Here is a 10,869-nt window from a genome sequence, read left to right as displayed (position 1 = left end):
CTTTTTCGTGTGTGTGCCCCGGGCCGCCTTTCCGGTGAGGCCGGAACGGGCGAAGTGGGTGGGTGCGGGAGGTCATGTACACACCTGCTTTACCTGCATCATCTACCGCACCGAACTCACCTGCCAAACCTCCCTTTTCCTTCCTGACGTCACCAGCCCGCCTTCCTGTCATCCGCCGTCATTCTGGTTTTCAGGCTGTTGCAGGTGGAAATGACGGCATGACAGGAAAAACGGGAAAAAACTGATAATAATAGTTACGCAAGATTGATAGTATCATGCTTGAAGCTCATCAAGCATTCGTTTTTCGATGTTTGGAAAAGGGCAAAAAAAAATTGATTGTCTCACGACAACCAATCTTTTATTAACCTTAATAATCTAATACCATGAAAAACACGATGCAAATGTAGGCATATATTTTCATACTACCAAATGTATCGATTCTTTTTGATTATATTTTGTATATAATTTAACTTTCAACCCTGCTTTTAAGCTCCGTTAACACGAATGTCCTGTTTTCTTGTTCAAACGGGTGTGCAACTACTCCTCGTCAATGGATTTGATGACACGGCAGGGATTGCCCACTGCCAGTGTATTGTCGGGAATGTCGCGCGTGACCACCGAACCGGCTCCGATGGTGACATTGTTGCCAATCGTTACCCCCGTCAGTACCGTCACGTTGCCACCTATCCACACATTATTCCCTACGCTGATGGGGCGTGCATACTGCACGCTTGCATTACGTAGCCGGACATCGAGTGGATGTCCGGCCGTGTAGAACGAGCAGTGAGAGAGGCGATGAACACGTGATGGCCGAAGAGATGTGTAAGGAGATAGGTAGCGGAGAGCGACGAAAAGGTCTACTTATTGGCATCATTTCCCGTCAGGTTGGGATCATTGTTTAGTTCGTCTTGTGGGAAAGGCAGATACATTTTTCGTTCCGACCAGCCCAGTTTCTTGATCGGCTCAAGATACTGCGGGTCTTTCATGCCCCAGCGCATGAGGTCGAAGTATCGGTAGTATTCGCCCATAAGTTCCACACAACGTTCGTGCATGATGAGATTCATCACGTTGTCCATCTTGAAACCATTGATGATGGGAGCAGCGGCAAGAAGTTCGTCTACAGTGGGCAGTTTGCCGGGTGAGTGCTGATACCATAAATGCGCCTGCTCGGTAGGCACCACGTTGTTGGCACGGTTGCGCACCTGCTGAATCCAGTATTTGGCCCCCTCCCGGTCGCTGATGTCCGCACCGTCCTTGCCCGCAGCATGAAGGCATTCGGCATACATGAGCAGAATGTCGGCATAGCGCATGAGGGGATCGTTGTAATCGTCGTCGGCATCAGAGATGTTCACGTCCGGACAAGCTTTGCGTGTGCCATAGAGGTCTTTGTCTGAAGAGCACTTCTCGTTCATCATCTCGAAGGTAACGATTTTCCCCTTACTGTCGGTAAACGTAGCTCCTCCCGGACACCAGAGTGTCATGTATCGCCGCGGATCGCCCTCCTCAAACTCATCGTAGGCCATCTTAGTGGGTGCCAGATTCCACCAGCATCCACCCGTCCCGTCGGGCAGTCCGATGTTGATCCATCGCCACGAGTCGCTCAGGTCGCCTCCCATCCAGCTATTGCCGTTGTGCATCTGCACCTCGAAAATGCTCTCCTTGCCGTTTTCTTTCTTCGGGTCGTTGGTGAAGTTGTCGCGGAAATTGGCATTGAGTTCGTATTCCCCACTGTCGATGATGCGTTTGAGCACGGGTCGTGCCTTGTCATATTCCGCCTCCCGGCCTTTCTCAATGATGGGCCGCCAGAGGTAGGCCTTGGCCAGAAAGCCCAGTGCGGAGCCCTGTGTGGCACGGCCGATATTGTCGGCCTTACTATAGAACTTGCTGCGCACAGGTAACAGTTCGGCGGCTTTGGTGAAGTCGGCCACAATCTGTGCATAGACAGCTCCCTTCTCGGCATTGCCGGGATAGTAGTCGTCGCGGGTGGCGATGGCGTGATCGTAGAGGGGAATGGTCTCTCCGTAGATGGAGGCGAGATTGAGATAGAATAATCCACGCAGGAACAGTGCCTGTCCAAGCATCGTATTCAGTTCCTCGGCCGATACACTCTTGTCGTTAAATTGGTTGATTTTGTCAATGGCGAGATTAGCCGCCATGATGCCGTTGAACCAGTCTTGCCACGGGCCTTTGGCGGCCTCGTCGCTGGCAGGGGTGTTGTAGGTGTCTTGATACATGGCCGCCCACTTGTAGGTGCGGCGGAAATCGTCGCCCGGCGCGAGAAGGGTGAAGAGCGTGGTGAAACAGTATCCTCCCTGTTTGCGCCCGATAAGGGCCTGATAGGCCGGGATGAGGGCGTTTTCGAGTTCGCTTTTTTTCTTATAGTAGTTGTCGGTGGAAGCCTCAGCCGGATTGTTGATATCCATATCGGGCTTACAGCCTGTCATGGCCGTGCAGATGCAGACGGCAGCAATGATTTTGGTGATATGTTGTTTCATGTCGTTGTTTTGATTGATGGTTGATTCTTTTTCACGGGCTTAGAAAGTCAACTGGAGACCGATGTAGAACTCCTTGTTGTTGGGAAACGTGAGATCCCATGAAGTCAGTCCGTCCACACCGCGTGTGAGGTTGGTGCCCGAGGAGTCCTGGTCGCCCACTTCCGGGTCGTAACCGGTGTAGCCGGTGAAAGTAAAGAGATTCTTGGCACCCACATAGAAGCGCATGTTCTCCATATACACACGCCGGCACCAGTCTTTGGGCATGGTGTAGCCCAGCACGATGGTTTTCAGTCGCAGGTAGGAACCGTTTTCCACATAGCGGTCGCTCTGCCGCATGTTCTGGTTAGGATCGCCATAGGCGGCACGTGGCATGTCAGTCTCGGTGTTCTTGGGATAAACAGTGGTCTTGCCCGAAACAGGATTGACGAAGGTCAGTTCCTCGGCCCGGAAGCGATTGAGCGTGGAACTGAAGCAGGCGTAGTTGTGATACATCCCCTCACCATAGTAGCGGGTGTTGTTGTAGATGTCGTTGCCCTGCGAACCGTTCCAGACCATCGAGAAGTCGAAGGTGCCGATGGCGGCCCGGTATTGCGCCTCAACGCTGAAGCCATAGGAGAACGAAGGGATGGGATTTCCGATGAAAGTCTGGTCGTCGGCATTGATTACACCGTCACCATTGAGGTCGATAAACCTGATGTCGCCGGCCTTGGCGGCAGGCTGCAAGCGTTCGCCTTTGTCATTGACATAGGAGGCTGCTTCGGTATCGCTGCGGAACAGCCCCGCCGTCTTGTAGCCCCAAAACTGTCCGATGGAGTTTCCCACACGGGTACAAGTCACATTGTTGGCAGCAAAGATCTCGTTGTTAGCCCCCAAACCGAGCACTTTGTTGCTCACAGTGGAGAGATTGGCCGACACGCTGTAGTCGAAGTTGCCGCCGATGTGGTCGCGCCAAGTGGCTACCAGTTCGAACCCTTTGTTCTCGATGCTGCCCGCATTCATGGTGGGGAAAGCGTCGATATAGCCTGCGGCACGGGCAATGGGCACATTGACGAGCATGTCTTGTGTCTTGTTGCGATAGTAGTCGGCTGTCAGGGAGAGTCTGTTCTTGAGCATGGTGAGGTCGAAACCGATGTCGGTGGAGGTGGAAGCTTCCCACTTTACATCGGGATTGCTCGGTGTCATGGGCAGTGCGCCGGTGTGCTCCACATCGTTGAAGTAGTAGCGCACGGCATTAAATGACACGGTGGACTGATACTGATAAGGGCTGATGTTGGCATTGCCGAGCTTGCCCCAGCTTGCCCGCAGCTTCAGGTCGTCAAGCCAGGTGAGGCTCTTCATGAACTTTTCCTGGCTCACACGCCATGCAGCCGAGAATGAAGGGAAGTTTCCGTAACGGTTGGCCTTGGAAAAATTGGAGCTTCCGTCGCGTCGGAAGTTGGCCGTCAGCATGTATTTGCCGGCATAACTGTACATCGCACGTGCCAGATAGGAATACATCGAGTTGTGCAATTCCGAACTGCCCACTTCCTTAGAATCGGCCTTTTGTGTCGCGCCGAGTATGAGCACCTCTCTGCCGGGCATGGCCCGGGCACTGGCATTGAAGCCGTAGCCCTTGGTCTCTTCGGAGGTGATGCCCGCCATGAAGTTGAGCCGATGGTCGCCGAACGCCTTGTCATAGGTCAGCGTGTGCTCGTAAAGGAAGCGGTTGCTGCGGTTGTTGCCCATCGAGTAGGTGTCGGGCGTATTCTTCTGGTAGTCGCCTACGTAGTAGTCGGCCACATAGCTGCGGCTGTTGAAGCGGTAGAGGTCGGCTCCGAAGTTAAACTTATACACCAGTCCCTTGATGGGCTCAACCGTCAGCCAGGCATTGCCCGTCATGGTGTTAGTCTCATTGTGATGCCAAGTGTTGTCGGCCGTGGCACGCGGGTTTTCCATATCCGTGCCCAGCGAGGCACCGGCATAGCCCGTGGGAGCCTGTGGGTCGTAGATGGGGCAAGCCGTACTCCACTTGATGCTGATGAGTTTGAGCATATCAGTGTTGTGGTTCAAGTTGCGGCCGATGGTTACGGTTTCCCCGAAACCGAAGATACCTTTCTTGAAATCGGACACCACGTTCATGGTAAAGTTTTCCGAACCTTCTTTCACGTAGAGCGATTTGTCGTTGCCATAGATGCCCGTGACACGGAAGTTGGCGTTCTCTGAACCGCCGCTGACACTCACGTTGTGCTTCTGGTAGGAGCCCGTGCGGGTGATGGCCTTGAACATGTTGTAGCCCTCGCCGATGGCTTCCGGGTCGGAAAGTCCCTTCATGTAGTCGGTGCGTTGTGGATTGATGTTGTACATCTCCTCGTTGATGAGCTCAGCCAACTGCCGCCCGTTGAGCAAGTCTATTTCGTTGGTAAATGTCTTCCAGCCCAGATAGCCGTTATAGTCGACGGTGGTCTTGCCGGCCTTGCCGCGCTTGGTGGTAAGCACGATGACACCGTTGGCACCGCGTGCCCCATAGATGGCACAAGAGGCGGCATCCTTCAACACCTGTATGGAGGCGATGTCGTTCTCGTCGGGCACGGCTCCGCCAATCATTCCGTCGACCACATAGAGCGGGTCGGTGTTGTTGATGGATCCCACACCACGTATGTGGATGCGGCCGTTGGTCACCTGCACACCGGGCACCTGACTCTGCAAGCCGGCTGAAAGACCACCCGGGGTCTTGGTGATTTCCTTGGCATCGAGCACGGCAATAGCCGAACTGAGGTCGGCTTTCTTCTGGATGCCGTAACCGATGACGATAATGTCGTTGAGGGATTTGGCCGACTCGGAGAGCACCACCTTGACCGGTTTCGTGCCCTTTACGTCGACTTCACGGGTCACATAGCCCACGTAGGAGATGCTGAGTTTGGCATCCTGAGCAGCCGAGAGACTGAAATGGCCGTCAAGATCAGTGACTGTGCCTTCCTTTGAGCCATTCACACGCACGGTGGCTCCAATAATGGGGCCGCCCTTGTCGTCGATGACGGTTCCCGTCACCTTGTTTTGCGCCATCGCCACCGCGCACGAGAGTGTCATGGCAGCAGACAGCAAGAGTTTTCCAACTGATGTTTGCAAGTTTTTCATGTGAGAAATCAATTAAAAAGATTCTTTAACCATAAGTTTCTGTCGTTTTCTTTTGTCTGCAAATTTATGCCGACTGTGCGAAAAGATAGCTATAATTTCTATCACATTCTTTGCCAGCCGTAACATGTTTTCACCTATTTTGCGCAATGTAACCATGATGGAACATAGCGCAAAGAGCTGTTAAGGAAGATTCGGAAAGATTTGCCATGAAACCTTTGGGGCATATTTCCTTTTTTCATACCTTTGCCGTATCATCGTGTCCGACTATTCTTGAAGAAGAAATTTCATCGAATATAAAATTGTCAACGCAGTATGGAAGATATTACGAAAGAGGTTTTCAAGGCATTGTCAACCTTTGTCAACGAAGAGAAGCGTCTGCTTCTGCCCCGGTTTTTCAAGACCGGGAAAGGAGAATACGGCGAGGGAGATAAGTTTATAGGTGTGGTGGTGCCCGACATCAGAACCGTGGCCAAACGGTTTGCCGACCTCAGCATGGCCGACATCGACCGCCTGCTGGCCGGCGAATGGCACGAGATGAGGACCTGTGCGCTCTTTATCTTGGTGATGCAGGCCGAACGCTGCCAAAAGACATTGGCCCGCCGGCAGACTCCTCCTGCCGAAAAGAAGGCGGCGGAGCAGGAGTGGGGGAGGTTGGTAGACTTCTATCTGGCACATTCCGCGCGCATCAACAACTGGGATCTTGTCGACCTCTCGGCTCCGCAGGTGGTGGGCCGCTACCTGATAGGCCGTCCGCGCGATGTCCTCTATCGGTTGGCGGAGAGCGACTTGCTTTGGGACAACCGCATAGCCATCGTCTCTACCTACGCGCTCATCAAAGTCGGCGAACTCGATGACACCTATCGGTTGGCCTTACAGTTGCTCCACCATCCCCACGACCTGATGCACAAGGCGGTGGGGTGGATGCTTCGGGAAGCCGGCAAGCGCGACCGCCGGCGATTGTACGATTTTGTGGAAACCCACCGCAGCGAGATGCCGCGCACCATGCTGCGCTACGCTATCGAGCATTTCGACAAGGAGACACGAAAACACCTGATGCGCAAATAGTAAAACAGTTGATATTCGATGGGGAAGTGCCCCTGCTCCTTACCTACACCTATAAAAGCTGTCTTTGCAAGTTATCGGACAGTGGTGAATAATATTGACGAACACGCGTCTACCAAAATCCTCCAACCAGAGTGGAAGACCGGCTTTAAAACACCGAAGAAGTCTGCCGGTTTTCTCATTTCGGTTTTCCGGAATTGCAAAAGAGCCACAGTTGAATGCCGAAAGGGCCACGTTTGCGACACAACTGGGGCCCTTTTGTAATCCCGCCAGGGCTCTTTCAGAATCATTTTTGGCTCCCAATAGGTGTCAGTAAAATTCAAACGACTGACTGTCAGCGTTTTGAAGATGTCTCCAGAATCGCTTATTTACGTCGGGTGGGTTGTCGGTCGCAAATATCTCAAGCAGAGAGGCGCAAAACGACCAAATAGTTTGACAGTTATCCATCCGGATGTCTCTCTACCAAACATCGGCAGACCAGAAAGACCCGGGTGCCGAGAAGCAGGCTGGGGGAGCTCTCGCACCTCATGTCCAGAACTCGTAGCGGCCGGTGTCGGTCATGGTTCCGCCACAGCGCGGACAGGTGTGGCCGTCCCATTTGGCTATGCGGGCACTGCCGCACCCGAGGCAGAGGCGGCCCACTTCGCTGCTGAACGATGGTGCCGAGTCGCCTATCACGCCTCCCACCACGAGCGGTTGCAGCGTGTGGCAGTCGGGGCAAGCCATCGTTGCGATGTGCTGGCCCATGAATCCGCGGCCCTCATAGATGTCGGCCTCATAGCCGCAGGCGGTACACCGGTATATCTTTTTTCGCGCCATGTCGCTGTCTGTCAATAACAAAGAGGATAGGCCCGTAAGCCATATCCTCTTTGTTTTTGTTTACGGGAATGCCGTATAAGTGTCATTTGTCAGAATCAGTTGTACCAAATTTCCCCTCCCAAGACGATGTTGTCTTGGGTGTCGTCATCCAACGAGGAGCGTGAAAAGTCCACGTAGATGGTCAGCATGTCGGTTTCAGTTTTGTCGATGTTCATGATGGAAGTGAGATTTAGATATTGGATATTTGAGTGTTTATTAGCCTGTGTGAGACTGCTTTCTATTTGCAAAGGTAAAGAAAAAAATCTTAATGTGTCAAGTCCGGGAGTTTTAAAACATAAGATTTAACGTTTATTTTATGTCAAACAATCATCATTCGGTGGGAAACACGGTTTAAGATGCAAGATTTATGCATCGTCAACGATTTTTTGCCGTGAACGCTTGCGGGTTTGGTGGAAAAGCATTAACTTTGCATTTGCAACACCGAGTTTGCAAAACAATACTTTCGGTGGAGCGTGCGAACAACGAAGAAACAAATCAAATCATGGATGCCAAGATAAAACATCATGGGGTCGTGGAGTCGGTGGAGCCGGGATGTGTGCATGTGCGCATACGCCAGTCGGACGGCTGTGCCGCCTGTCGGGTGGCATCCCACTGCCATTCCGCAGAGGCCCAAGACAAGATTATCGATGTGGGCGACAGCTCCGGCCGCTACCATGCGGACGATAGTGTGGTGGTCTTGGCCGACAGGAGTGTGGGCTTCACGGCGGGTCTCTATGCCTATGTGCTGCCGCTGGCACTGATGATGGCGGCCCTCGTGGCTGTGCGGCTGCTTACGGGCAGCGACGGTTGGGCGGCTCTCTCGGCACTGGGTGTGCTTGCTCCCTACTATCTGGCGGTCTGGCTGTTGCGCGGCAAGATAAGCCGGCACGTGACATTCCAACTGGAAAAATCTCCTCTCTGATACCATTCCGCGGCGTGTGAACCGGCACGGACAACGGACGCGGACAACACAACGGAAATCATCGGTCTATAACTAAAACAAATAAAAAAAGTATTATGAATTTTATGTTGATTGCGGTCTTGGTACTTGGAGCCATCGCGCTGGTTGCAGCGCTGGTGCTGTTTCTCGTATCCAAGAAGTTTGCCGTCGAAGAAGATCCCCGCTTGGGGCAGGTGCAGGAGGTGCTTCCCGGTGCCAACTGCGGCGGCTGCGGCTTTCCGGGCTGTTCGGGACTGGCCTCGGCACTCGTCAAGGGAGCCGACGGTGGGTCTATCGACGGCCTGTTCTGTCCCGTTGGCGGTGAGCAGGTGATGGGCCGCGTGGCCGACCTGCTGGGCATGGCTGTGGCTGCGAGCGAGCCCCGGGTGGCCGTAGTGAGATGCAACGGCTCTTGTGAGCATCGGCCGCGCATCGCCGAGTATGACGGTCTGCGCACCTGTGCCGCCATGCACTCGGCCGGTGCTGGCGAAACGGGGTGCGGCTATGGCTGTCTGGGCTGTGGCGACTGTGTGGCGGCCTGCAACTTCGATGCTATCCACATGAATCCCGAGACGGGACTTCCCGAAGTGGACGAAGACAAATGTACGGCCTGCGGAGCCTGTGCGAAAGCCTGTCCGCGTCACATCATCGAACTGCGCAAGAAGGGGCCGAAAGGCCGGCGCGTGTATGTGCTGTGTGTGAACAAGGACAAGGGAGCGGTGGCCAAAAAAGCCTGTGAGGTGGCTTGCATCGGGTGCGGAAAGTGCGAAAAGGAGTGCAAGTTTGATGCCATCACCATCACCGACAACCTGAGTTACATCGACTTCAACAAGTGCCGGCTGTGTACCAAGTGTGTGGACGTGTGTCCCACGGGGGCCATCATCAAGGTCAACTTCCCCGTGCGCAAGCCCCGGCCGGCCGAAGAAAGCGCACCGAAACAAGAGACCGTGGCCGCAGTCAATGTCAAAGAAACCGTCAAGGAGGAACCTCAAGCATGAAATTACATACATTCAGAATAGGCGGTGTGCATCCCGCCGAGAACAAACTCACGGCCGACATGCCCACCCGGGTGGCCCCCCTGCCCACACGGGCCATCTTCCCGTTGGGCCAGCACATCGGCGCTCCGGCCAAGGCTGTGGTGGGCCGGGGCGACAAAGTGAAGGTGGGCACACTCATAGCCGAGGCTTCGGGCTTCGTCAGCGCCCCCGTCTACAGTTCGGTGTCGGGCACGGTGTTCAAACTCGACACGAGCATCGATGCCACCGGCTACCGTCAGCCTGTCATCATTATCAATGTGGAGGGCGACGAGTGGGAGGAAAGCATCGACCGCTCCGAGACGCTCGAGACGCTCGATATGCACCCCGAGCTCACACCCGAGGAGATTGTCAACCGCGTGAAAGTGGCCGGTGTGACGGGTATGGGTGGCGCAGGCTTCCCCACGTTTATCAAACTCTGTCCGCCGCCCACGGCCAAAGCCGAATGCGTGATACTCAACGGCGTGGAGTGCGAACCCTACATCACCTCCGACTACCGGCTCATGATGGAGCACGCCCGTGAGATTCTCGTGGGTCTCGACCTGCTCATGAAAGCCGCCAAAGTGGAGCGCGGCTACATCGGCATCGAGGAAAACAAGCCCGAGGCCATCCGCCTGCTCACCGAACTCACGGCCGGTGATCCGCGCGTGGAGATCGTGCCGCTGGCACAGAAATATCCGCAGGGCGGCGAGAAGCAGCTTGTGGATGCCGTCATCCGCCGTCAGGTGCCGGCCCCACCCGCCATTCCCGTCAATGTGGGGGCCATCGTGCAGAATGTGGGGACGGCTTTTGCCGTGTATCAGGCGGTGATGAAACGCAAACCGCTTTTCGAGCGTTACACCACCGTGACCGGCAAACAGATGAAACAGCCCGGCAACTTTCTGGTGCGCATGGGCACCACCTTCGGCCAACTCATCGACCTTTGCGGCGGACTGCCCGAGGGCGACAACAAAGTGCTTGCGGGTGGCCCCATGATGGGAAAGGCCGTGATGAGCCTTGACGTGCCGGTGTGCAAGGGCACCAACTCCATCACCGTGCTCACCGAGAGCGACGCCCGGCGCAAGCCCGTGCAGCCTTGCATACGCTGTGCCAAGTGCGTGCAGGTGTGCCCCATGGGCCTCGAACCCTATCTGTTGGCCACTCTGTCGTCGCTCAAGGAGCACGAACGGCTGGAGGCGGAAGACGTGGTGTCGTGCATCGCCTGCGGCAGTTGCCAGTTCACGTGTCCTGCCCACCGCCCGTTGCTCGACAACATCTTGCAGGGCAAGGGGGCTGTGATGGGTATCATCAAGACACGCGCGGCCAAGGCCCGTGCCGAGGCCGAAGCAGCCAAAGCCAAGGTTGCCGGTGCCTGACGGCCGGCATC

Annotated in this window: 8 protein-coding genes and 1 pseudogene; 5 read left to right on the top strand and 4 right to left on the bottom strand. The window is 54.8% G+C overall.

The window, feature by feature from the left end:
• Positions 1 to 214 (top strand): hypothetical protein (locus tag HMPREF6485_RS14265; protein WP_211205729.1); only part of this gene is annotated, 214 nt, incomplete at its 5' end.
• A 323-nt stretch (positions 215 to 537) separates the two neighbouring features.
• Here the strand turns inward: HMPREF6485_RS14265 and HMPREF6485_RS12995 are convergent.
• The 3 genes and pseudogenes from HMPREF6485_RS12995 to HMPREF6485_RS12985 form a co-directional block, all read right to left on the bottom strand.
• Positions 538 to 815: pseudogene (locus tag HMPREF6485_RS12995) on the bottom strand (DapH/DapD/GlmU-related protein); the annotation flags it as partial.
• Positions 816 to 857: 42 nt separating this feature from the next.
• On the bottom strand, positions 858 to 2,495 hold the full coding sequence (locus tag HMPREF6485_RS12990) for a RagB/SusD family nutrient uptake outer membrane protein (protein WP_004343404.1): 1,638 nt from the start codon (positions 2,493 to 2,495) through the stop codon (positions 858 to 860).
• 39 nt (positions 2,496 to 2,534) lie between these two features.
• Positions 2,535 to 5,609 (bottom strand): SusC/RagA family TonB-linked outer membrane protein, encoded by a 3,075-nt coding sequence (locus HMPREF6485_RS12985; protein WP_004347127.1) that lies wholly within the window; start codon positions 5,607 to 5,609, stop codon positions 2,535 to 2,537.
• Between the two features lie 312 nt (positions 5,610 to 5,921).
• Here HMPREF6485_RS12985 and HMPREF6485_RS12980 point away from each other — a divergent pair, with 312 nt between their 5' ends.
• Complete coding sequence (locus HMPREF6485_RS12980; RefSeq protein WP_004347123.1) at positions 5,922 to 6,674, top strand: DNA alkylation repair protein; 753 nt, start codon at positions 5,922 to 5,924, stop codon at positions 6,672 to 6,674.
• A 522-nt stretch (positions 6,675 to 7,196) separates the two neighbouring features.
• Here HMPREF6485_RS12980 and HMPREF6485_RS12975 read toward each other — a convergent pair.
• The gene (locus HMPREF6485_RS12975) at positions 7,197 to 7,490 is read right to left on the bottom strand and encodes a hypothetical protein (protein WP_004347121.1); all 294 of its coding nucleotides are present in this window, start codon (positions 7,488 to 7,490) and stop codon (positions 7,197 to 7,199) included.
• Positions 7,491 to 8,031: 541 nt separating this feature from the next.
• On the opposite strand from HMPREF6485_RS12975, the gene HMPREF6485_RS12965 reads away from it, so the two are divergent.
• The 3 genes from HMPREF6485_RS12965 (at position 8,032) to rsxC (ending at position 10,858) form a co-directional block, all read left to right on the top strand.
• The gene (locus tag HMPREF6485_RS12965; RefSeq protein WP_044126469.1) at positions 8,032 to 8,451 is read left to right on the top strand and encodes a SoxR reducing system RseC family protein; all 420 of its coding nucleotides are present in this window, start codon (positions 8,032 to 8,034) and stop codon (positions 8,449 to 8,451) included.
• Positions 8,452 to 8,546: 95 nt separating this feature from the next.
• Positions 8,547 to 9,467: a Fe-S cluster domain-containing protein gene (locus HMPREF6485_RS12960; RefSeq protein WP_004347115.1), complete on the top strand. Its 921-nt coding sequence runs from the start codon at positions 8,547 to 8,549 to the stop codon at positions 9,465 to 9,467.
• A complete protein-coding gene (gene rsxC / locus HMPREF6485_RS12955) occupies positions 9,464 to 10,858 on the top strand; it encodes an electron transport complex subunit RsxC (protein ID WP_004347106.1) in 1,395 nt (464 codons plus the stop codon). Before HMPREF6485_RS12960 ends, rsxC begins: the two co-directional genes overlap by 4 nt.
• Positions 10,859 to 10,869 lie beyond the last annotated feature (11 nt).

The sequence above is a fragment of the Segatella buccae ATCC 33574 genome (genome assembly GCF_000184945.1).
Taxonomy (GTDB): domain Bacteria; phylum Bacteroidota; class Bacteroidia; order Bacteroidales; family Bacteroidaceae; genus Prevotella; species Prevotella buccae.
Note: the sequence above shows the minus strand (reverse complement) of the source record. Positions and strands in the feature narration are given on the sequence as shown.

Excerpts from the sequence above, each read along its gene's own strand:
- HMPREF6485_RS12990 (WP_004343404.1), bottom strand. The coding sequence starts at position 2,495 with ATGAAACAACATATCACCAAAATCATTGCTGCCGTCTGCATCTGCACG.
- HMPREF6485_RS12985 (WP_004347127.1), bottom strand. The coding sequence starts at position 5,609 with ATGAAAAACTTGCAAACATCAGTTGGAAAACTCTTGCTGTCTGCTGCC.
- HMPREF6485_RS12980 (WP_004347123.1), top strand. The coding sequence starts at position 5,922 with ATGGAAGATATTACGAAAGAGGTTTTCAAGGCATTGTCAACCTTTGTC.
- HMPREF6485_RS12975 (WP_004347121.1), bottom strand. The coding sequence starts at position 7,490 with ATGGCGCGAAAAAAGATATACCGGTGTACCGCCTGCGGCTATGAGGCC.
- HMPREF6485_RS12965 (WP_044126469.1), top strand. The coding sequence starts at position 8,032 with ATGGATGCCAAGATAAAACATCATGGGGTCGTGGAGTCGGTGGAGCCG.
- HMPREF6485_RS12960 (WP_004347115.1), top strand. The coding sequence starts at position 8,547 with ATGAATTTTATGTTGATTGCGGTCTTGGTACTTGGAGCCATCGCGCTG.
- rsxC (WP_004347106.1), top strand. The coding sequence starts at position 9,464 with ATGAAATTACATACATTCAGAATAGGCGGTGTGCATCCCGCCGAGAAC.